General features: G+C 55.1%; 18 protein-coding genes. 4 read left to right on the top strand and 14 right to left on the bottom strand.

Translation table 11 applies throughout. The annotated features are described in order from the left end of the window. Positions 1–175 precede the first annotated feature (175 nt). Entirely contained in the window at positions 176–1,543 is a 1,368-nt protein-coding gene (locus MY052_RS01610) for a glycoside-pentoside-hexuronide (GPH):cation symporter (protein ID WP_035892136.1), read from the top strand. 41 nt (positions 1,544–1,584) lie between these two features. On the opposite strand, the gene MY052_RS01605 is transcribed toward MY052_RS01610, so the two are convergent. From MY052_RS01605 to glpE, 3 genes are all read right to left on the bottom strand, one after another. Further along, the gene (locus MY052_RS01605; protein WP_035892137.1) at positions 1,585–2,343 is read right to left on the bottom strand and encodes a DeoR/GlpR family transcriptional regulator; all 759 of its coding nucleotides are present in this window, start codon (positions 2,341–2,343) and stop codon (positions 1,585–1,587) included. A 17-nt stretch (positions 2,344–2,360) separates the two neighbouring features. Further along, positions 2,361–3,191 (bottom strand): rhomboid family intramembrane serine protease GlpG, encoded by an 831-nt coding sequence (gene glpG, locus MY052_RS01600; protein WP_035892139.1) that lies wholly within the window; start codon positions 3,189–3,191, stop codon positions 2,361–2,363. Between the two features lie 121 nt (positions 3,192–3,312). Further along, the gene (gene glpE / locus MY052_RS01595; RefSeq protein ID WP_035892140.1) at positions 3,313–3,648 is read right to left on the bottom strand and encodes a thiosulfate sulfurtransferase GlpE; all 336 of its coding nucleotides are present in this window, start codon (positions 3,646–3,648) and stop codon (positions 3,313–3,315) included. Positions 3,649–3,849: 201 nt separating this feature from the next. Between glpE and glpD the strand changes: the two genes are divergently transcribed. Next, complete coding sequence (glpD, locus tag MY052_RS01590) at positions 3,850–5,358, top strand: glycerol-3-phosphate dehydrogenase (RefSeq protein ID WP_035892141.1); 1,509 nt, start codon at positions 3,850–3,852, stop codon at positions 5,356–5,358. A gap of 50 nt (positions 5,359–5,408) precedes the next feature. Here the strand turns inward: glpD and glgP are convergent, their stop codons facing one another. The 6 genes from glgP to asd all read right to left on the bottom strand — a co-directional run bounded on the left by glgP (position 5,409) and on the right by asd (position 16,208). After that, positions 5,409–7,856, bottom strand: coding sequence for a glycogen phosphorylase (gene glgP, locus MY052_RS01585; protein WP_248538112.1), 2,448 nt, complete (start codon positions 7,854–7,856; stop codon positions 5,409–5,411). Positions 7,857–7,873: 17 nt separating this feature from the next. After that, positions 7,874–9,307 (bottom strand): glycogen synthase GlgA, encoded by a 1,434-nt coding sequence (gene glgA / locus MY052_RS01580; RefSeq protein WP_035892145.1) that lies wholly within the window; start codon positions 9,305–9,307, stop codon positions 7,874–7,876. Further along, positions 9,307–10,602, bottom strand: a complete 1,296-nt coding sequence (glgC, locus tag MY052_RS01575) for a glucose-1-phosphate adenylyltransferase (protein WP_248538111.1) — start codon at positions 10,600–10,602, stop codon at positions 9,307–9,309. The genes glgA and glgC overlap by 1 nt, the downstream gene beginning before the upstream one ends. An 81-nt stretch (positions 10,603–10,683) precedes the next feature. Next, positions 10,684–12,660 (bottom strand): glycogen debranching protein GlgX, encoded by a 1,977-nt coding sequence (glgX, locus tag MY052_RS01570; RefSeq protein WP_248538110.1) that lies wholly within the window; start codon positions 12,658–12,660, stop codon positions 10,684–10,686. A 2-nt stretch (positions 12,661–12,662) separates the two neighbouring features. Then, complete coding sequence (gene glgB, locus MY052_RS01565; protein ID WP_248538109.1) at positions 12,663–14,849, bottom strand: 1,4-alpha-glucan branching enzyme; 2,187 nt, start codon at positions 14,847–14,849, stop codon at positions 12,663–12,665. Between the two features lie 252 nt (positions 14,850–15,101). Further along, positions 15,102–16,208, bottom strand: coding sequence for an aspartate-semialdehyde dehydrogenase (asd, locus tag MY052_RS01560; protein WP_035892150.1), 1,107 nt, complete (start codon positions 16,206–16,208; stop codon positions 15,102–15,104). A 233-nt stretch (positions 16,209–16,441) separates the two neighbouring features. Between asd and MY052_RS01555 the strand changes: the two genes are divergently transcribed. Further along, on the top strand, positions 16,442–17,035 hold the full coding sequence (locus MY052_RS01555; protein ID WP_035892151.1) for a YhgN family NAAT transporter: 594 nt from the start codon (positions 16,442–16,444) through the stop codon (positions 17,033–17,035). Positions 17,036–17,076: 41 nt separating this feature from the next. On the opposite strand, the gene gntU is transcribed toward MY052_RS01555, so the two are convergent. The 5 genes from gntU to MY052_RS01530 all read right to left on the bottom strand — a co-directional run bounded on the left by gntU (position 17,077) and on the right by MY052_RS01530 (position 22,060). After that, positions 17,077–18,417, bottom strand: coding sequence for a gluconate transporter (gene gntU / locus MY052_RS01550; protein ID WP_035892153.1), 1,341 nt, complete (start codon positions 18,415–18,417; stop codon positions 17,077–17,079). Continuing rightward, positions 18,414–18,947, bottom strand: coding sequence for a gluconokinase (gene gntK, locus MY052_RS01545; RefSeq protein ID WP_035892154.1), 534 nt, complete (start codon positions 18,945–18,947; stop codon positions 18,414–18,416). The genes gntU and gntK overlap by 4 nt, the downstream gene beginning before the upstream one ends. 160 nt (positions 18,948–19,107) lie before the next feature. Continuing rightward, complete coding sequence (gene gntR / locus MY052_RS01540) at positions 19,108–20,103, bottom strand: gluconate operon transcriptional repressor GntR (protein ID WP_123650883.1); 996 nt, start codon at positions 20,101–20,103, stop codon at positions 19,108–19,110. 102 nt (positions 20,104–20,205) lie between these two features. Further along, the gene (locus MY052_RS01535; protein ID WP_035892157.1) at positions 20,206–20,901 is read right to left on the bottom strand and encodes a pirin family protein; all 696 of its coding nucleotides are present in this window, start codon (positions 20,899–20,901) and stop codon (positions 20,206–20,208) included. A gap of 121 nt (positions 20,902–21,022) precedes the next feature. Further along, positions 21,023–22,060: an oxidoreductase gene (locus tag MY052_RS01530; RefSeq protein ID WP_248538108.1), complete on the bottom strand. Its 1,038-nt coding sequence runs from the start codon at positions 22,058–22,060 to the stop codon at positions 21,023–21,025. Positions 22,061–22,323: 263 nt separating this feature from the next. On the opposite strand from MY052_RS01530, the gene MY052_RS01525 reads away from it, so the two are divergent. Next, complete coding sequence (locus MY052_RS01525; RefSeq protein WP_420828652.1) at positions 22,324–22,995, top strand: bactofilin family protein; 672 nt, start codon at positions 22,324–22,326, stop codon at positions 22,993–22,995. Positions 22,996–23,091 lie beyond the last annotated feature (96 nt).

The following is a 23,091-nucleotide window of genomic DNA, read 5'->3' as shown; positions in this document are numbered from 1 at the left end:
GCCTACATACGTTGTAGCCCCGATAAGACGTGGCTTACATCAAATAGCAAAGAGATAGCTGCGTCACATTAGAGAATTAACATAAGCCCAAAGTGAAAAATTAGAATACTCAGGCTGAAGGCCACCTTTTATAAATAGTGTCGTATGTTGGCACGTAATAATAAAAGGTGACCCTATGTCGGCATTAACCGAAAAAATCAGTAACAAAGAGAAGTTTGGATTTGGTCTGGGCGATGCCGCCAGCCATATCGTATTCGACTCTTCCGTTGCCATTCTTGCTTATTTCTATACGAATATCTATGGATTACCCCCAGCGGTAATGGGGACGTTATTTTTAGTTGTCAGGGTATTGGACGCCATTACCGACCCGATTATGGGCGCCATTGCTGACCAGACCAAAAGCCGCTGGGGCCGTTTCCGCCCATGGTTGCTGATTATTTGCGTTCCGTTTGCCGTTAGCTGCGTACTGGTATATTCCACGCCAAACTTCGAACAAACCGGGAAAATTGTCTACGCCGTTATTGCCTATATATTTATGACCCTTATGTATACGGCAATTAATATTCCATACTGCTCGCTGGGCGCGGCCATTACCGCAGACCCACGAGAAAACCTCTCCCTGCAATCCTGGCGCTTTGCCGTCGCGCCAATTGGCGGCGCAATGGGCACCGCGCTGATTCTGCCGCTGGCAGACCTGATTGCTCCCGGCGACAGAGCGACCGGTATGCAGTGGGCGATGGGGATTTTCGGCGTTATCGGCTGCATCATGTTCCTGATCTGCTTTATGACCACCCGCGAACGTATTACGCCGGTGAAAGAGGAGAACCTGAACATTTTGCGCGATGTGCGCATTCTGATGAAAAACGATCAGTGGTGCGTGCTGTCGGTATATAACCTGGCAATGCTCTGTGGCGTCGTGGTTCGCGGTAGCCTGCTGGTTTATTTCGTACAATATATTTTGCAACAAGGCAGCAGCGTTATTTCCATTTTTATGCTAGCCACCACTATTGCCGCCGTCGTTGGCAGCCTGATGGCAAAATATATTGGCTCGTGGATGTGTAAAATCCGCGCCTCGGTGTGGGTTAATATCCTCAGCGCGTTATTTGGTTTGCTGTTCCTTGTACTGCCAACAGAATACTGGATGCCCGCGTTTATCGTCCACGTCGTCCTTAATATTCTTCAGGGCATTAACGCTCCGCTGCAGTGGTCAATGATTACCGATGCAAATAACTACGGTGAATGGAAAACCCAGCGTCGTATTACCGGCATGAACGTGGCAGCAAATATCTTTATTATCAAACTGGGCGTCGCCATCGGCGGTGCACTGACCGGCTGGGGCCTGGCGTTCTATGGGTATCAGGCGGGGGTTGAGCAACAATCAGCGGAAGCCATCCGCGGGGTATTAATCCTGTTTACGGTACTGCCGGCCATCTTCTATCTGATTACCGCTATCTCTATCCGCTACTACCGCCTGACGGAAGACCGCATGAACCACATTGTGGCCGATCTCAGCGAAGGTAAATTCCAGCAGCAAATGTCTTAAAATATAGCCCGGCGTCACGTCGTGACGCCGGGCTACAAAATTCAGCACAGCTCTAGCTGCACATCATTTTCCGCAATCACCTGCATCACGCCCGGCGGTGGCAAAACGTCGGTAAAGACGGCGTCCACCAGGCTGATGCTGCCCATGTTTACCATCGCGTTACGACCAAATTTCGAATGGTCGACGACCAGAATCACGTGGCGGGAGTTGTCGATAATCGCGCGCTTGGTGCGCACCTCGTGGTAGTCAAACTCCAGCAGCGAACCGTCGCTGTCGATACCGCTTATCCCCAGAATGCCAAAATCCAGGCGGAACTGAGAGATAAAGTCGAGCGTCGCTTCCCCGATGATCCCACCGTCCCGGCTGCGCAGCTCGCCGCCAGCCAGGATAATGCGGAAATCTTCTTTCACCATCAGCGTGTTGGCCACGTTCAGGTTGTTGGTCACAATACGCAGATCGCTGTGATTGAGCAGCGCATGAGCCACCGCTTCCGGCGTGGTGCCGATATCGATGAACAGCGCGGAGCCGTTCGGGATCTGGCTTGCCACCTTCTGGGCAATACGCTCTTTTTCTAACGCCAGGGTCGCCTTACGGTCATGCCAGGAGGCGTTCACCGAGCTGGACGGCAGCGCCGCACCACCGTGGTGACGCAGGATCTTTTTCTGATCCGCAAGGTCATTCAAATCACGACGAATGGTCTGTGGGCTAACGGAAAAATGCTCCACCAGCTCTTCGGTACTCACGTACCCCTGAAGTTTTACCAGCTCGATTATCGCGTCATGACGTTGTGTTTGTTTCATGATGAATCCCTGGAAAATTATGCTCGCTTGCGCACATTAATCGTATCGACGAAAGCCATAGCCAGGCCAATCACCAGCCCGGTGACGTGCGCGCCGTTCGCAATGGACATCCCAAAAACGTTAAACCATCCGGCAACCAGCCAGATGAGTGAAAACATAATCAGCCCGCGCGGCAGGAAAATACCGCTCTGCGGGTCACGCTCGCCGCGCAGCCAGGCATAGCCCATTAAGGCATACACCACACCGGAAAGGCCACCAAACCACGGGCCACTGAACTGGTGCTGAATAAAGCCGCTCAACAAGGCGCTTATCACGGTAATCACCACCAGTTTGCCGCTGCCAATGCGCTTTTCAACCGCACCGCCGAGGTACCACCACCATAGCAGGTTGAAGAGGATATGGACGAATGAGAAATGCATTAACGCGTGGGTAAAGTAGCGCCAGAGCTCAAATTTCAGCGAATCATCGTACGGCCAGGCAAGCCAGATCATCACCGCCTGATCGCCCAGCACGCTCATCAGGATAAACACCAGAATGCAGGCTGCCATGATGGTCATCGTCACCGGACCAGCACCGGCCTTTAGCGCGGCCAGGAAAGGGAAACGACGGTAGTGCAGGCCACTGTTGGTCTGCCCGGATTGCCAGCTTGCCGCCAGATAACGCGGATCGGCCGGATTCGCCAGAAAACGTTCCAGCTCTTCGCGTACGCGCGTTTCCTGCGATTCATCGGAAAGCCAGACATCGCTTCGCGCATGCTGCTGGATAGTCAGAATAACGCCCTGTGTTGCCATATAGTCAACAAAAGCCTGGGCAACACGAGGGTTGGTAAAAGAGGTGATCATCAACATCAGCAGGTCGCTTCTATTCCACACAAAAGGGGACAGTATATACCCAAACCCTTACGGATGCGTTGCAGCGGCGTGCAAAGGCCGCCCAACGGGAGACGGCATCTGGAAGGGAAAAACGAGTTCAGTCCTGGAAACCGGCGTGTACCACTTCAGCCGGGAAGTGGCGATGCCAGGCATCAAAGCCACCGTCGACGCTGTAAACCTGGTCGTAGCCCTGCTGTAACAGGTACTGCGCCGCACCTTTACTGCTGTTGCCGTGATAGCACATCACCATCACCGGGGTTTCGAAATCGTTATCGCGCATAAACGCGCCAAGCGTGTCGTTGGTCAGATGGAATGCGCCTGGGGTATGACCCATGGCAAAGCTCTGCGGGTCGCGAATATCCACCAGCACCGCATTATTCTGCTGAAGCTTCTGGTGCGCCTGTTCTACGTTAATACATTCAAACTGATCCATGGTGCTCTCTTATCGTTATGGCAGGTGTCTTGCTGACGACATTTTACCGCCAAGTGTACGTCTTCACGGTGCGTAAACGCCAATATGTTATGCACATCACTCTAAAATGTTTTTTCTATGTTACCAAAAGCGCGTTTACTTGCTATTATGAGCGATAACGAACATTAATGAGCTATAACGAAAGTCTCAGAGGTAGCAATAATGGAAACCAAAGATCTGATTGTGATAGGTGGCGGCATTAACGGTGCAGGCATTGCGGCAGATGCAGCAGGACGCGGGTTATCCGTACTGATGCTGGAAGCCAGAGACCTGGCCTGCGCCACCTCCAGCGCGAGCTCAAAACTGATCCACGGCGGTCTGCGCTACCTTGAACACTACGAATTCCGCCTGGTAAGCGAAGCGCTGGCCGAGCGTGAAGTCCTGCTGAAAATGGCCCCGCATATCGCTATCCCGATGCGTTTCCGCCTGCCGCATCGCCCACACCTGCGCCCGGCGTGGATGATTCGCACCGGCCTGTTTATGTACGATCATCTGGGCAAACGAACCAGTCTGCCGGCCTCTACCGGTTTGCGTTTTGGCGCAGAATCCGTACTGAAGCCGGAGATCGTGCGCGGTTTCGAATATTCCGACTGCTGGGTCGACGATGCGCGCCTGGTGCTCGCCAACGCGCAGATGGTGGTTAAGAAAGGCGGTGAAGTCCGTACCCGCACCCGCGCCATCTCGGCAAAACGTGAAAACGGCCTGTGGGTCGTCGAAGCGGAAGATATCGACAGCGGTGAAAAATTCCGCTGGCAGGCTCGCGGCCTGGTGAACGCCACCGGTCCATGGGTGAAACAGTTCTTTGACGACGGCATGCACCTGCCATCGCCGTACGGCATTCGCCTGATTAAAGGCAGCCATATCGTGGTACCGCGCGTGCATAGCCAGAAGCAGGCCTATATTTTACAAAACGAAGATAAGCGTATTGTCTTCGTGATCCCGTGGATGGATGAGTTCTCGATCATCGGCACCACCGACGTGGAGTACCACGGCGATCCGAAAAACGTTGAGATCGACGAGAGCGAAATTAACTATCTGCTGAAGGTCTACAACGGCCACTTTAAAAAGCAGCTCGCCCGTGAAGATATCGTCTGGACTTACTCCGGCGTGCGCCCACTGTGCGATGACGAGTCCGATTCGCCACAGGCCATCACCCGCGATTACACGCTGGACATTCACGACGACCACGGTAAAGCCCCGCTGCTGTCGGTCTTTGGCGGTAAGCTCACCACCTATCGTAAGCTCGCCGAGCACGCGCTGGAGAAACTGGCGCCGTACTACAGCGGCATTGGCCCAGCTTGGACCAAAGGCGCCGTGCTGCCGGGCGGTGAGATTGGCAATGACCGCGATGACTACGCGGCGAAGCTGCGCCGTCGCTATCCATTCATTACCGAATCGCTGGCCCGCCACTTTGCCCGTACCTACGGCAGCAACAGTGAGCTGATTATTGGCGAGGCGAAGGATATCGCCGGGCTGGGTGAAGATTTCGGCCATGAGTTTTATGAAGCCGAGCTGCGCTACCTGGTCGAACACGAGTGGGTCCGCCGTCTGGACGATGCAATCTGGCGTCGGACCAAACAGGGGATGTGGCTCAACGCCGAGCAGCAGTCGCGTATTAGCGAATGGCTGGTGAAAACGCTGGGAAAGCCTGAAATGTCGTTGGCGTCGTGAGGTAATGTGACGCCGGGAAAAAAACGGGGCCAATCGGCCCCGTTTTATTTTTACAGCCTCACCGGCTCGATATACCAGATATGCTCAGCATACTCTTTAATCGTGCGGTCAGAAGAGAAGTAGCCCATGTTGGCGATGTTGAGCATCGCTTTGGTGGTCCACTCTTCAGGTTCCTGATACAGCTCGTCAACCTTGTCCTGGCAGTCCACGTAGCTGCGATAGTCCGCCAGCACCTGGTAGTGGTCACCGAAGTTAATCAGCGAATCCACCAGGTCACGGTAGCGGCCAGGCTCGCTCGGGCTGAACACGCCAGTGCCGATTTGCGTCAGAACCTGACGCAGCTCTTCATCCTGCTCGTAGTAGTCGCGCGGGCTATAGCCTTTGCGACGCAGCGCTTCCACCTCTTCAGCGGTGTTACCGAAGATAAAGAAGTTATCCGCCCCAACGTGCTCCTGCATCTCAACGTTGGCCCCGTCCAGCGTACCAATCGTCAACGCCCCGTTAAGCGCGAACTTCATGTTACTGGTGCCGGATGCCTCGGTGCCCGCCAGCGAGATCTGCTCGGAGAGATCCGCCGCCGGGATGATCATCTGCGCCAGGCTCACGCTGTAGTTCGGGATAAAGACCACTTTCAGCTTGTCGCCAATTTGTGGATCGTTGTTGATCACATTCGCCACATCGTTGATCAAGTGGATAATGTGCTTCGCCATGTAGTACGCGGAAGCCGCTTTACCCGCGAAGATGTTCACACGCGGTACCCACTTCGCATCCGGATCGGCCTTGATGCGGTTGTAGCGGGTAATCACATGCAGCACGTTCATCAACTGACGCTTGTACTCGTGAATACGCTTTATCTGCACGTCGAACAGCGCATTCGGGTTCACCACCACGTTGAGATTCTGGGCGATAAAGGCCGCGAGACGCTTTTTGTTCTCAAGCTTGGCGTGATGCACCGCCTGATTCACTTTCGGATAGTCGATATGCTGCTCTAACTCTTGCAGCTGGCTCAGGTCAGAACGCCAGGTCTGACCGATATTTTCATCCAGCACATCAGAGAGCGCCGGGTTCGCCAGCGCCAGCCAGCGACGTGGCGTCACGCCGTTGGTCACGTTGGTAAAGCGCATCGGGAAGATGGCGGCGAAGTCAGCAAACAGCGACTGCACCATCAGGTTCGAGTGCAGCTCGGAAACGCCGTTGACCTTCTTGCTCACCACCACCGCCAGCCACGCCATACGCACGCGACGACCGTTGGACTCATCGATGATCGACGTGCGGCTCAGCAGCCCGGTATCGTTCGGGTACTGCTCCTGCAATGTTTTCAGGAAGTAGTCGTTAATCTCGAAGATAATCTGCAGGTGACGCGGCAGAATCTTGCCAAGCATATCGACCGGCCAGGTTTCCAGCGCCTCGCTCATCAGCGTGTGGTTGGTGTACGAGAAGACCTGACAGGTGACGGTAAACGCCTCATCCCAGCTAAACTTGTGCTCGTCAATCAGCAGGCGCATCAGCTCAGGAATCGACAGCACCGGGTGGGTGTCGTTGAGGTGAATGGCAATTTTATCCGCCAGGTTGTCATAGGTTTTATGCAACATGTAGTGGCGGCTTAAAATATCCTGCACCGTGGCCGAAACCAGGAAGTACTCCTGACGCAGACGCAGTTCGCGTCCAGAGTAGGTCGAGTCATCCGGGTAGAGCACGCGGGACACGTTCTCGGAGTGGTTTTTATCTTCCACCGCCGCGAAATAGTCGCCCTGGTTAAACTTACCGAGGTTGATTTCGCTACTGGCCTGAGCGTTCCACAGACGCAGCGTGTTGGTCGCGTCGGTATCGTAGCCCGGGATAATCTGGTCGTAAGCCACCGCCAGAATCTCTTCTGTTTCCAGCCAATGGCTGGTTTTGCCTTCCATCTGCACGCGGCCGCCGAAGCGAACCTTATAGCGCGTGTTGTGGCGCGGGAACTCCCACGGGTTACCGTATTCCAGCCAGTAGTCCGGAGACTCTTTCTGACGACCGTCGACGATATTCTGTTTGAACATGCCGTAATCGTAGCGAATGCCGTAGCCGCGGCCCGGCAGCGCCAGGGTTGCCAGCGAGTCGAGGAAGCAGGCTGCCAGACGACCTAAGCCACCGTTGCCAAGCCCTGGGTCATTCTCTTCGTCGATCAGTTCTTCCAGGTCTAACCCCATTCCTTCCAGCGCGTTTTTCACGTCGTCATAAAGACCTAACGACAACAGCGCATTGGAAAGCGTGCGGCCAATCAAAAACTCCATCGACAGGTAGTAAACCTGGCGAGTTTCCTGGGAAAGCTGCGCGCGGTTAGAGCGCAGCCAGCGTTCAACCAAGCGATCGCGCACGGCAAACAGCGTGGCGTTCAGCCATTCGTGTTTATTCGCGATAGCCGGATCTTTCCCGATGGTAAACATCAGCTTATAGGCAATAGAGTGCTTCAGTGCCTCAACGCTGAGAGTCGGTGATGCATACGAAAAAGGTGCATTCATAACTAAGATCCCCGTAGTTAGATCAGGCGTTGATAAAGCTCACGATACGCGTGCGCAGCAACCTGCCAGCTAAAATCCATGTTCATCGCCTGACGCTGCACGTAGCGCCAGAGAGACGGACGAGACCATAATACGAAAGCACGGCGGATAGCGCGGAGCAGCGACCAGGCATTGCTGTCTTCGAACACAAAGCCGCTGGCGATGCCATCGGCAAGGTTCTCAAGCGAACTATCCGCAACGGTGTCGGCCAGGCCACCGGTACGGCGAACCAGCGGCAACGTGCCGTACTTCAACCCATAAAGCTGCGTTAAGCCACACGGTTCAAAGCGGCTCGGCACCAGAATCACATCTGCGCCGCCGATAATGCGGTGCGAGAACGCTTCATGGTAGCCAATCTGTACGCCCACCTGCCCCGGATGTTCCGCGGCGGCGGCGAGAAAACCTTCCTGCAATACCGGGTCGCCCGCGCCAAGCAGCGCCAGCTGACCGCCCTGCTCCAGCAGGCCCGGCAGCGCTTCGAGCACCAGATCCAGCCCTTTCTGGCTGGTCAGTCGACTCACCACCGCAAACAGCGGCGCGGAGTCATCCACCTTCAGCCCCATCGCCGTCTGAAGCTGGCGTTTGTTTTCCGCTTTCCGCTCCAGCGTGTCGCGGCTGTAGCTTGCCGGTAGCAGCAGGTCTTTTTCCGGACTCCAGACGTTGTCATCAACGCCGTTGAGGATCCCCGACAGACGCCCTTCCTGATGGCGCTGACGCAGCAGTCCTTCCATCCCGTAGGCGAACTGCGGTTCGGTAATTTCTCGCGCATAGGTCGGGCTCACCGCCGTAATGTGGTCGGCGTAGTAGAGCCCCGCTTTCAGGAACGAAATCTGTCCGTGGAATTCGAGGCCATGCATGTTGAAGAACTCACCTGGCAGCTGAATCTCTTCCATGTGGTGGCTGTAGAACAGCCCCTGATAGGCCAGGTTGTGTACGGTAAAGACCGACTTCGCCGGACGCCCGCGCGCCGCCAGATAGGCCGGAGCCAGGCCCGCATGCCAGTCATGGGCGTGAACAACATCAGGTCGCCAGAACGGGTCCAGACCGCAGGCCATTTCACTGCCGACCCAGCCTAACAGCGCAAAGCGCTTCACGTTATCCACGTAGGCGTTCAGGTTGGTGTCGTGATACGGACTCCCCGGACGATCGTAGAGGTGAGGCGCATCAATCAGGTAGATGCCCACGCCGTTATAATGTCCAAACAGCAGCGTCATGCGCCCGGCAAAGGTATCGCGACGGCTAACCACTTTGGCATCCGGGATACCGCGACGGATATCCGGGAATGCAGGTAACAGCACACGTGCATCGGTTCCTTCGGCAATCTGTGCCGCCGGCAGCGCGCCAATCACATCCGCCAGACCGCCCGTTTTTAATAACGGGAACATCTCAGAACAAACATGTAAGACCTGCATTATCGCTCCTGTTTGTAGCCAAGCTGACGCAGCATCTCGCGCGTCACCAGCACGATCCCTTCGTCCGAGCGGTAAAAGCGGCGTGCATCCTCTTCCGCATCTTCACCAATCACCATCCCTTCTGGGATCACACAGGCCCTATCGATAACGCAGCGACGCAGGCGTGAGGAACGACCAACCCAGACATCTGGCAGTAAGACTGCCGAATCAATGTTACAGAATGAATTCACGCGCACGCGTGGGAACAGCACTGACTGCACCACCACGGAGCCGGAAATAATACAGCCACCGGAAACCAGTGAGTTCAGGGTCATACCGTGGCTACCAGAGCGGTCCTGGACGAACTTCGCCGGCGGCAGAGACTCCATGTGCGTGCGAATAGGCCAGTCCTGGTCGTACATATCCAGCTCAGGCGTCACCGATGCCAGGTCAAGGTTCGCTTTCCAGTACGCTTCAAGCGTACCCACATCGCGCCAGTACGGTTCCGCTTGCGGGTCAGACTGTACGCAGGACAGCGGGAATGGATGTGCATAAGCCGCGCCAGCTTTGGTAATCAGCGGAATTAAATCTTTGCCAAAGTCGTGGCTGGAGTTTTCGTTTACATCGTCGCGTTCCAGCAGCTCATAAAGGTAATCAGCATCAAAGACATAGATCCCCATGCTCGCCAGCGCCTTGGTTGGGTCGCTTGGCATGGCCGGTGGCTTCGCCGGTTTTTCCACGAAGTCGATAATCTTGTCGTTTTCGTCAACCGCCATCACGCCGAACGCCGTTGCCTCTTCAATGGGCACCGGAATGCACGCTACGGTGCAGCGCGCGCCTTTTTCGACGTGGTCGATAAGCATGCGCGAGTAGTCTTGTTTGTAGATGTGGTCACCGGCCAGGATAACCACATACTCCGCCTTGTAGCGGCGAATAATATCGAGGTTCTGGGTCACCGCATCAGCGGTACCGCGATACCAGTTTTCACCGTGCATCCGCTGCTGAGCGGGCAGCAGATCCACAAATTCGTTCATCTGTTCACTGAAGAAGGACCATCCGCGCTGGATGTGCTGGACCAGCGTGTGGGACTGATATTGGGTGATAACGCCAATACGGCGAATCCCGGAGTTCAAGCAGTTAGATAAAGCAAAGTCGATAATGCGGAATTTGCCGCCAAAGTGTACTGCGGGTTTTGCCCGCTTGTTGGTCAGATCCTTGAGTCGCGTACCGCGTCCGCCTGCCAGAATTAGGGCGACGGATTTAATAGGTAACTGGCGAGCCAGCATTAAGGGATCGTTTTTTTCTAGCCTAACCATGATTAACTCCTTTTGTTGCTCGTCCTTCCGGGTAATGAGGTGTCCTCGCGCGATAACGCGGGGTTCCGGGTAATTCAGAGACTATGACCTTTGAAATACGCACACTCCGTGCGCGGGCCCATGCCAGACAGCCACGACGACCGACGTGCCAGCGTCGGTGAATGGAGGAACGGCGCACCATTCCCCCTTGGGTAACGTCAAGTTTGTCGCGTCTTGCGTCGCATTGAGCGTAATGAGCCAACGATCGGAAAGCAGAATCTGCATCCGGCGCGCGCCGTGCTGCCATTCCTCGGCAGACAGCGGTTGCGCATCCTGATTGAGCCACTGGACATTGCCATCTCCTTCCTGCCACCAGCAGTCGTCCGTCAACGCGGGGATCTGCTGGCGCAGGTGAATCAGGGCGGCGGTAAAGTCCGTCAGCGCGTCATCTGCGTTTTCCCAATCGAGCCAGGTCAACGTATTGTCCTGACAGTAGGCATTGTTGTTACCTTGCTGGCTGTGACCGTGTTCATCACCGGCCAGCAACATTGGCGTTCCCTGCGATAACAGCAGCGTTGTCAGCAGCGCCTGAACGCTTTTTTGCCGACGTGCCATTACTTCCAGGTTTGCTTCCAATCCTTCGATACCATGATTATTGCTATGGTTATTGCTAGTGCCGTCACGATTCTCTTCACCGTTAGCATCGTTGTGCTTGCCGTTAAAGCTGACACAGTCGCGCAGGGTGAATCCATCGTGGGCGGTCACCAGATTTATCGTCGCGCGAGGGCGACGCTCCTGATGCGCATACACGTCGCTAGAAGCGGCGAAGCGCTGGGCAAAATCCCCCAGCGACAGCGACTCTTCAAGCCAGAAGCGACGCATGGCATCCCGGAAATGGTCGTTCCATTCGCTGAAGGCCGGCGGGAAATTCCCTACCTGATAGCCGCCTTCACCGATGTCCCACGGTTCGGCAATCAGCTTCACCGTGGAGAGCACCGGGTCGTCATGAAGCGCGTTGAACAGCGGCGCATCCTGCCGATAGCCCGGCGTACGGCCCATCACCGGCGCTAAATCAAAACGAAAACCGTCAACGTGGCAGACATCGACCCAGAAACGCAGGCACTGACGCGCGTATTCCACGACGCCAGGGTGACTGAGGTTCAGAGTGTTACCGCAGCCCGTCCAGTTGTGATAATCGCCGTCTTCCCGTAACCAATAATAGCTACGATTATCAATCCCCCGCAGCGAGAAGGTCTGGCAATGCAGATCCAGCTCGGCGCTGTGGTTCAACACCACATCCAGGATCACTTCAATACCGGCTTTGTGCAGCGCTTTTACCGCATCGCGAAACTCATCCAGCGCATGCTCAGGCGCGCTGGCGTAACGCGGAGACAGCGCAAACATCGCCAGTGGGTTGTAACCCCAATAGTTTCTCAGCCCCATGCGTTGCAGCCGCTGCTCGTTGCCGAAATGCGCCACCGGCATCAGTTCCAGCGCGGTAATGCCAAGGCGCTTGAGGTAGGCAATCATCACCGGGTGACCCAGCGCCTTGTAGGTGCCACGAATCGGTTCCGGCAGCCCAGGGTGACGGTAAGTCAGCCCTTTGACGTGCGCTTCGTAGATGACCGTTTTGCCCCATGCGGTGCGTGGGGCAGTATCGTCTTGCCAGTCGTAGGTCAGGTCGACGACGACCGATTTCGGCGCAATCGCCGCGGTATCGTGGTCGTCCGGCTCGTCGTAACCGCCGTGAAAATGCAGGGAGTCATCCGGTTCACCCTCGGCGCTGAAGCAGCATGGGTCCAGCAGCAGCTTCGCCGGGTTAAACCGGTGTCCCTGCTGCGGGTTCCACGGGCCGTGCACCCGATAGCCGTAACGTAAGCCAGGACGCGCATGGGGCATATAGCCATGCCAGACGTCGCCGCTGCGTGCGGGTAAGTCATAGCGTGTCTCCGTGCCCTGCGCGTCAAACACGCACAGTTCTACCCGCTCCGCATGTGCCGAGAAGAGCGTAAAGTTTACGCCTTCACCGTCATAGCTTGCGCCGAGCGGCGCGGGCTTCCCTGCGGCGAGTTGGCTCATGTTTAATCCCCTTCCCGAACTAACCAGATGGTCGACAGCGGCGGCAGCGTCAAACTCAGCGACTGCGCACGGCCATGGCTTTCAATCGCATCGCTCTGCACCAGCCCGCCGTTCCCGGCATTGCTGCCGTGATAGTGGGCGGAGTCGGTGTTGAGCACTTCGCGCCAGCGGCCCGGCTGATTAATGCCGAAGCGGTAATCCTGGCGCGGTACCGGCGTAAAGTTGCTGACCACAATCACTTCATTGCCCGCTTTGTCACGACGGACAAAGGCAAACACCGAGCGGGCGTGGTCATCGACCACCAGCCACTCGAAGCCGTACGGGTCAAAGTCCAGTTCGTGCATCGCTTTGTGGTGACGATAAGTATGGTTGAGGTCACGCACCAGGCGCTGTACCCCGTTATGCCAGTTGTCGTCGCCTTCCAGCAGATGCCAGTCGAGGCTGCCATCAAAGTTCCATTCGCGGCCCTGAGCAAACTCATCGCCCATAAACAGCAGCTTTTTGCCCGGGAAGGCAAACATCCAGCCGTAGTAGGCGCGCAGGTTGGCAAATTTCTGCCACGCGTCGCCCGGCATACGGTCCAGGATAGATTTCTTACCGTGAACCACTTCGTCATGCGACAACGGCAACACGAAGTTTTCCGTGTAGTTGTAGAGCATACCGAAGGTCATTTTGTCGTGATGGTACTGGCGGTGAACCGGGTCGAGCTTCATGTAGTCCAGGGTGTCGTGCATCCAACCCAGGTTCCACTTAAACCAGAAGCCCAGTCCGCCCATATCGGACGGACGCGATACGCCCGCAAAGTCGGTCGACTCTTCCGCCATGCTCACCGCGCCGGGAACCTGCTCACCCAACACGCGGTTGGTCTGACGCAGGAACTCAATCGCTTCGAGGTTTTCACGACCGCCGAACTCGTTCGGGATCCATTCGCCCTCTTTACGACTGTAGTCGCGGTAAATCATTGATGCCACCGCATCGACGCGCAGCGCATCAATGCCGAAGCGTTCCACCCAGTACAGGGCGTTGCCCACCAGGAAGTTGGTCACTTCGCGGCGGCCATAGTTGTAGATAAGGGTATTCCAGTCCTGATGATAGCCTTCGCGCGGGTCGCCATGCTCATACAGGTTGGTGCCGTCAAAATCGGCCAGCGCAAAATCATCAGACGGGAAGTGACCTGGCACCCAGTCGAGGATTACGTTCAGGCCCGCAGCGTGTGCGGCATTGATAAAGTAGCGGAAATCTTCGCGGGTACCGAAACGGCGGGTTGGCGCATAAAGCCCGGTTGGCTGGTAGCCCCAGCTTCCGTCAAACGGGTGCTCGTTTACCGGCAGCAGCTCCAGGTGGGTGAAGCCCATCCATTTGGCGTACGGCACCAGCTGTTCTGCCAGTTCGCGATAGCTCAGCCAGTAGTTGTTGTCGGTATGACGACGCCAGGAGCCCAGATGCACCTCATAGATAGAGATAGGGGCATCAAGCTGGTTAGCCTTTTTGCGTGCTTCGCTCTGTTCAACCTTTGGTGGTAAGCCACAAATCAGCGAGGCCGTTTCCGGGCGCATTTGGGCTTCGAACGCATAGGGGTCGGCTTTAATCCGCAGCGCGCCGCGGGCATCGATCATCTCGAATTTATACAGCTGACCGTTGTGCGCTCCCGGAATGAACAGCTCCCAAATCCCCGTCTCCTGACGCAGGCGCATCGGGTGACGGCGACCGTCCCAGTAGTTGAACTGACCGACTACCGACACGCGGCGGGCGTTAGGCGCCCAAACGGCAAAGCGCGTGCCGGTAACGCCATCCACGGTATCCGCATGCGCGCCCAGCTTTTCATAGGGGCGTAAGTGGGTACCTTCAGACAGCAACCATGCGTCCATTTCTGGAAGCAGCGGGCCAAAACGGTAAGGATCGTCAATGAGGTTCTGTTGGCCATGCCAGACGACTGCCAACTGGTAACGGAAGAAATTTTTACGACGCGGCAGTACGCCACAAAAGAAACCACGTGAGTCCACGCAATCAAGTTTACCGACTTTACGTCCTGTTTTAGGTTCAATCACCCAAACATCAGTCGCGTCGGGCAGCAATGCTCGGACTTCCAGTCCCGCTTCCGTTTGGTGCATACCCAGTACGGAAAAGGGATCCGCAAAATGGCCTGCGATCAACGCATTAATCACGTCTCTATCAACACGATCAGACATGCTTCATCATCCTTAGTTTTTGTATCGCCTCAATCCACTGTAAATGGCGATATTTTGTGACCTGAACGGCGCAGCACAAAGTCGTGTGCTCTCTCGGCTCCGTTCAACCTTCAGTCAAGGTAACAGACCTTGATTAAAGCATAGCCAACGCTTTACCTGACTCCTGAGAGAAAAATTAACATCACTGCGTTTACTCCTTGTATTACGCAAAAAAAAGGGGTGGTTCGCCACCCCTCATCGATTAACAAATGTTTATGCCAACTGGCGTAGCATACGACGCAGCGGCTCCGCTGCGCCCCACAGAAGCTGGTCGCCAACGGTAAACGCTGACAAATACTCCGGCCCCATGTTCAGTTTGCGCAAACGTCCAACTGGCGTGGTCAGCGTACCGGTGACCGCCGCTGGCGTCAGTTCACGCATGGTAATTTCACGGTCGTTAGGAACAACTTTCGCCCACGGGTTGTGCGCGGCCAGTAATTCCTCTACAGAACTTATGGAAATATCTTTTTTCAATTTCAGCGTGAATGCCTGGCTGTGGCAGCGCAGCGCACCGACGCGCACGCAAAGGCCATCAACCGGGATAACGGAAGAGGTGGCGAGAATTTTGTTGGTCTCAGCCTGGCCTTTCCACTCTTCGCGGCTCTGGCCGTTATCAAGCTGTTTGTCGATCCACGGAATCAGGCTGCCTGCCAGCGGAACGCCGAAGTTATCGACTGCCAGATCGCCACTGCGGGTCAGGGTAGTGACCTTACGTTCGATCTCGAGGATAGCGGAAGCCGGGTCAGCCAGTTCGTTGGCAACGTGATGATGCAGCTGGCCCATCTGGGTCAGCAGTTCGCGCATATGGCGCGCACCGCCGCCGGAGGCCGCTTGATAGGTTGCCACAGAAGCCCACTCGACCAGGTCGTTCGCAAACAGGCCGCCGAGGGACATCAGCATCAGGCTGACGGTGCAGTTACCGCCAACGAAGGTTTTCACGCCGTTGTTCAGGCCATCGGTAATGACTTGCTGGTTTACCGGGTCGAGAATGATGATGGCATCATTTTCCATACGCAGCGAAGAGGCGGCGTCAATCCAGTAGCCCTGCCAACCGCTTTCACGCAGCTTAGGATAGATTTCGTTGGTATAATCGCCGCCCTGACAGGTGACAATAATGTCGAGCGCCTTCAGCGCTTCAAGATCGAAAGCATCCTGAAGCTTGCCACCCGCGCTGCCGCCGAAAGTTGGCGCAGCTTGCCCTAATTGGGAAGTGGAGAAGAAGACGGGGCGAATGGCGTCAAAATCGCGCTCTTCTACCATGCGTTGCATGAGTACAGAGCCGACCATTCCGCGCCAACCGATAAAACCAACATTTTTCATAGCGTGTTTTCCTGCAGATATATGTGCTGTGTATGTGAATAAGTGCCCCTGGCATCCCCTCACATTACAAAATGCAGCTAAAGTCGCAAGCAAAATTAATCAATGATTGCCTGGCGATCAGAAGTGCAACTTATCCCCTCGTCCATAGGGGACGCATTTCCTCCTACCACAGTACGCGGTCAGAGTGATGCGTAGAGCAGAAAGTCCGCAATAATTATCAGGGAATTTGAGTGATGAGTGAAATCTTTTCCGCCGCAGTTTTATTGATCCTGATTATGGATCCACTGGGAAATTTGCCCATTTTTATGTCGGTGCTAAAACACACCGAACCCAAGCGCCGCAAGGCGATCATGATACGTGAGCTTTTAATCGCACTTCTACTCATGCTGATTTTTCTCTTCGCGGGCGAGAAGATTCTGGCGTTTTTAAACCTGCGTGCTGAAACGGTTTCTATCTCCGGCGGCATCATTTTGTTCCTGATTGCCATCAAGATGATTTTCCCTAGCGCCACCGGAAATAGTTCGGGGCTGCCGGCGGGTGAAGAGCCGTTTATTGTGCCGCTCGCGATTCCATTAGTGGCCGGGCCAACGTTGCTGGCGACCTTAATGCTGCTTTCGCATCAGTATCCGAATAATTTGTCGCATCTGGTGATTGCGCTGCTGATTGCCTGGGGCGGTACGGTGGTGATTTTGCTGCAGTCGTCGCTGTTCCTGCGTCTGCTGGGCGAGAAAGGGGTAAACGCGCTGGAGCGTCTGATGGGATTGATTCTGGTGATGATGGCCACCCAGATGTTCCTGGACGGTATTCGGATGTGGATGAAGGGATAAAATAATTTGGCCGGGCAGTTGCCCGGCCAACAAACGGGATATTAACTCAACAGCGTAAACGCGATCATACCGATAATGGCGCCAACCGTTCCCAGGATGGTTTCCATCATGGTCCAGGTTTTCAGCGTCTGTGCTTCGGTGGCACCGGTAAATTTACCGAACAGCCAGAAGCCCGCGTCGTTTACGTGGCTCACCACGATAGAACCGCCGCCGATACAGATAGAAAGCGCCGCTAACTGTGCGCCGCTGTAGTGCAGCTGTTCAATCACCGGCATAACCAGGCCAACCGCGGTCAAACACGCAACCGTGGCGGAACCCTGAATAATACGTACCGCTGCTGCCAGGATGAAGCAGGTCAGCGCAATCGGCAGACCCATACCGGTCAGGGCTTCACCCAATGCTGGGCCAACGCCGGAATCCACCAGCACCTGTTTGAACACGCCACCGGCACCAATCACCAGCAGGATAATCCCCGCAGGCTGCAGTGCCGCGCCGCAAATCGCCATTACTTTGTCTTTTTCCATGCCCTGACGGAACGCCAGACCATAGATAGCCACCAGGCAGGCAATCAGGATCGCGGTGAACGGGTGGCCGATAAATTCAAACCACTGATAGGTTTCTGACCCCACCGGCACGAAACGCGCGGCGACGGTTTTCAGACCGACCAGCACCAGCGGCAGCAGGATCAGCGCCAGGCTAAAGCCAAAGGACGGCATTTTGCCTTCGCCAAGGTGCGGCTCGGTGATGTCATCAGGAATGTTCAGCTCAACGTAACGACTGATAAAGTTGCCCCACAGCGGACCGGCAATAATCATCCCCGGAATCGCCGCACACAGGCCAATCAGAATCATCCAGCCAAAGTCAGCGTGCATCTGCGACGCCAGCAGCATCGGCGCAGGCCCCGGCAGCAGGAACGCCGCAGCGGCGGCAACGCCCGCAAACAGAGGGATCACCAGCTTCACCAGGTTCGTCCCGGTGTGGCGCGCCATTGAGAACGCGACGCTAATCAGTAGCACGATAGCCACTTCAAAGAACAGCGGCAGCGCGCAGATAAGACCAGCAATACCAATCGCATAGTGCGCACGGCTGTGGCCGAACGATTTCAGCATTTTGACGGCAATCTGATCGACCGCGCCGGTCTCATGCAGAACTTTGCCGAACATCGCGCCCAGCGCGACCACGATAGCCAGGAAGCCCAGCGTACCGCCCATCCCTTTCTCCATGGTTTCCGCGATTTTAATCAACGGCATACCGGAGAAAAGCCCTGCACCAATAGAAACCACCATCAAAGCCAGGAAGGCGTGCATACGCGCCTTCATGACTAAAAACAGCAGCAGCAGAACGGAGCCAACTGCGGTTAAAACGAGCGTTAAAGTTGTCACGCGGTACGGCCTTTGTTGATCACTTCAATCGTGCTGTCGATAACACCTTCCAGCGGCTGATCGATATCAACCACCAGTACATCGCGTTCGTCAGCGCCTGGCTCTTGCAGGGTTTCGAACTGAGTGACCAGCATCTGCGTTTTGAAGAAGTGGCCTTTACGCGCCTTCAGGCGGCTCTCAATCACGTCGAAGTCCCCTTTCAGGTAGACGAAGGAGAGGTTCGGGTTACCTTCACGTAGGATGTCGCGGTACGTTTTTTTCAACGCGGAGCAGACAATCAGTGAAACTTTGTTAGTACGCTGCATGGCGAAAGCGGCGTCGTTCAGCGCCTGCAGCCACGGTTTGCGATCGTCGTCGTTCAGCGGTTCGCCGGAGGACATTTTGACAATATTGCTACGTGGATGCAGGAAGTCGCCGTCAAGGAACGCGGCGTTCAGACGGTGTGCGACTTCGCTAGCGACGGCGGATTTACCGCTACCGGATACGCCCATCAGTACATAGACGTGGTGATCGTGGTTAGTCGTGCTCAAGGCGTCCTCCTGTTGGGCACTGGCAATTCATTCGGGTTAATTGTTACGGGTAACAGTTATCGGTAACATTGTCCTGCGGGGCAAATGGATAAGCAATAACCATTCGTGCCTGAAGTGAATTCTAAGTGAATATGTGTGATCTAGTTCAAACTTGTTAGGGCTAAATAGATCCGCCCGGTGACAAAGTGAAACCTAAATCTAACATTTTTGGCGTAACCACTTCACCGCGAATACGCGCCAGCAGGCGCTCTGCGCCGATGCGCCCCATGCGTTCACGCGGGGTCAGCACGCTGGCAAGACGCGGCTCCATCACCTGGCCAATGTCATGGCCGTGGAAACCGGCAATCGCGATATCGTCCGGAATTCTCAGCCCAAGGCGCTGGCATTCAAACGCCGCGCCGACCGCCAGGTCATCGTTGGTACAGAAAATACCGTCCAGGTTCGAAAACTCACGTCGCGCCTGGCGCATCAGTTCAATGCCGGAAGTATAAGAAGACGACTGCTCTACCATCACACTGTACGGCGTCAGGCCCGCGTCAAGCATGGCCTGCTCGTAGCCCTTCTGCTTGATGATAGTACGTTCGTCGAGACGTGCGCCTAAATAGGCAATATGGCGATGGCCGCGGGCAATAATCGCCGCCGTCATCTGGCGCGCGGCTTCAAAGTTGTCAAAGCCAACGGCGATGTCGAGACACGGAGACTGGCTGTCCATCAGCTCCACCACCGGAATACCGGCGACTTCAATCATCTTCAGGGTGCGGGGAGTGTGGTTACGTTCGGTGAGAATCAGACCGTCAATATTCCAGGAGAGCATCGATTCCAGACGCTCCTGCTCCATTTCCGGCTTGTAACCGTAGTGCGCCAGCATGGTCTGGTAGCCGTGGGCGTCGGTGACGCTTTCCACGCCGCGAAGCACCTCTGCAAAGACCTGGTTGGTTAACGATGGCAGCAGCACGCCAATAGCGCGGCTGGTCGCGTTGGAGAGAATATCGGGAGCCCGGTTGGGGATATAACCCAAATCATCAAGAGCCGCCGCAATTTTGCCGCGTAACGCCACGGAAACCTGTTCCGGGTTACGGAGAAAACGGCTAACCGTCATTTTGGTTACGCCAACGCGATCGGCAACATCCTGAAGTACGGGTCTTTTCTTTTTCATCGTCCGGAGGTAAGCAAAGGTGAAATATTGCTGAAGTTTACCACGGAGATGGCGCAACCTCCCCGCAAGATTAGGGAGGTTGCGTGATTTATTTAAGCCGGATCAAACTGGCGGCAGATCGAAGAGTAAAATTTCACTTTCGCTATCTGCGTGAACAGAAATCGCCTGCTCGTCCCAGATGGCCAGACCATCGCTGGTGGTGGCTTTGGTGCCGTTGATGCTCACTTCGCCTTTTACTACCTGAATCCACACACGGCGGTCAGCGGCAATCTGATGCACCGACTGTTCGCCTTTCGCCAGCGCCCAACGGTACAGCTCCATATCCTGGTACACCTTCAGCGAGCCTTCACGAGCATCCGGTGACAGCACCAGTTGTTTGCCCTGCAGGGCGTCGAAGCGGCGCTGTTCGTAGCGCGGCGTGATGCCGGTTTTTTCTGGAATGATCCAGATCTGGTACAGGTGCAGCTTATCGGTGGCGCTTGGGTTGTACTCGGAGTGACGAATACCGGTACCCGCGCTCATAATCTGGAACTCGCCCGCTGGAACCTGCTCTTTGTTCCCCATGCTGTCCTGGTGCTCAACGGCGCCTTCCAGAACATAGGTCAGGATTTCCATGTCTTTATGCGGGTGAGTACCGAAACCCTGGCCTGCATCAATCACGTCATCGTTAATCACGCGCAGTGCCGAGAAACCCATGTAATTCGGGTCGTAGTAATCGGCAAACGAGAAGGTATGCCAGGAATCCAGCCAACCATGATTCGCATGACCACGTTCATTTGCTTTGCGTAAGAAAATCATTTTTTACCCCCTCATGTTTTCGATGAAACAAGTTTGGACGTAAACCGCTCAGGATGATAGTGGGTGAAAATTGACTCCTCTGTTCAAAAAATATGAACAAGAACGGAGGAGCCCTGTTTGCTTATTTGGTGAGGCTTATCGTGGCAGGAGCAGGCTGTTCAAAGGCCCGTTCCAGCAGTTCCATATTGGTCAGAGCCTCAGTTTCCTTGACGAAATTCGGCGTGCCGTTTGTCAACGTCTGGTACAGCGCATCGTACACGCGACCGTAGTCACCGCGCTCCGCCTGCCACTGCTCTTTCACCGTATCGCCCGCGTCGTTGACGTATTCCAGGTAAGAGATGGAGTCGTCAGCCGCAAAGTTCGCATCGCCCGGCATAATGCCTGCTTTAAGGCTGGTTTCCTGCTGGTCGATACCGTATTTCACAAACGACCCTTTGGTGCCGTGAACGATGAATTTCGGGTAGTCGATTTTCACCAGATGGCTGGTTTTAACGATAGCCTTCAGGTTTCCGTAGTAGAGCTGCGCTTCAAAGGTGTCGTCAGGATTGGCCGGGTTGCGCAGGCTGCGGATATCGTAGGAAGCGTGATCCGGGCGGCCGAACAGCGAGATTATCTGGTCCATGGTGTGCACGCCAAGGCCATAAAACGCGCCATCCTGCGGGCAGCCCGGCTGATTTGGTGATTCCGGGCGGTAGTAATCGAAGTGGCTTTCCACTTCCACAATCTCACCCAGCTTGCCGCTTTCAATGGCTTTTTTCGCGGTCAGGAAGCAGGAGTCAAAGCGGCGGTTCTGGTATGGAGACACCGTCAACCCTTTGCTTTTCGCCAGCGCAAAGAGCGTTTTAGCTTCGGCAAGCGTGGGCGTAAACGGCTTTTCCACCAGCACGTTCTTGCCCGCTTCCAGCGCCTTTTTTGCGTATTCGAAGTGGCTATCGGCGTGGGTACACACCACCACCAGTTTCACCTGCGGGTCATTCAGAATGTCGTCCAGTTCGCTGGTGAAGTGAATATGTGCGTACTGCGGCGCCTGCTCGTCCGCTTTTGGGCTGCGGCGATAGATATGCGCGACATGCCAGTCCGCTTTTCGCTCAAGAACATAGGGAAGATGATAACGGGTGGCGCTTTTGCCAAAACCGATAAAGGCACAGTGCAGAGTCATGGTTCAGTCCTTTTGAAATGTTTGCTGAACACCATAACGCACCTTGCAGTGAAATGAATCCCCGTGGGGCTAAAAATAGGCCAAGGGAATACGTGGAATGCGGCTTATAAGAATCACAAATAACTCCATAATAAATAACGGGTTAAATTCCTAAAACCATGCAAAAACGTTGACCGCCCCGGGCAAATTCTGGATAAGAGTGCCTGTGAAATAAGGAGTATTTCTCAACGAAATTCCGCTAATGGAGTCACCACCAATTGCTCATGGGAAGAGAGTTTCTCGCCGTTAACTGCACCATTTTTTTCTGGCTACTCGCTCTGATAGCCTGGTTTTTCAACGTCTCCTCTCTGGCGTGCTTGTCCGGTGCATGTTCCCTCTTCTCTTTTGTCCTCCATATCAAACTAAATCAGGCCAGCCACATGTTTAAAAAGAATAAGTCCACAGACGTTACCCCTTCCCCATCACCATCATCCATTCCACTCCCTTGCGAAGAAAAAGAGTCGACCGGCACCAAAAAACAGGACCCGACGGTGATAGCGAGCAACGTGTGCTTTGAGGGGAATATTGCCTCAAGCGGGCATGTCTACATTTATGGCTCGTTGAAAGGCAACATTGAGGCCGGAGACGGGCTGATAAAAATCATTCACGGCGGGCTAGTCGAGGGCAACATCACCTGCAGGGAGCTTATCATCGACGGTAACGTAGTGGGGCAATGTCGCAGCCAGTCGCTGGAAATCGCCGAAAATGGTTATGTACTCGGCACCATCGCTTACAACCATCTGGCCATTAAGAAAGGCGGGAAATTCTCCGGCCAGGCCGAAATTCTACCCACTGAAACGGGGAAAAATAATGTGCCTAGTTTTACTCATGAGACCCCAGCATCCGTAGGCATCAGCAAGGCAGCAGAAAAAAATGACAAAAAAAAGCCAGCTTAAAGCTGGCTAAAGTAATACTGGAAGCAATGTGAGCAATGTCGTGCTTTCAGGTTCTCCGCAAGGACGCCCTGAACGCAGGACAATAATAATCATTCT

Origin of the sequence: Kluyvera ascorbata (assembly GCF_023195735.1) — a bacterium.
Taxonomy (GTDB): domain Bacteria; phylum Pseudomonadota; class Gammaproteobacteria; order Enterobacterales; family Enterobacteriaceae; genus Kluyvera; species Kluyvera ascorbata.
Note: the sequence above shows the minus strand (reverse complement) of the source record. Positions and strands in the feature narration are given on the sequence as shown.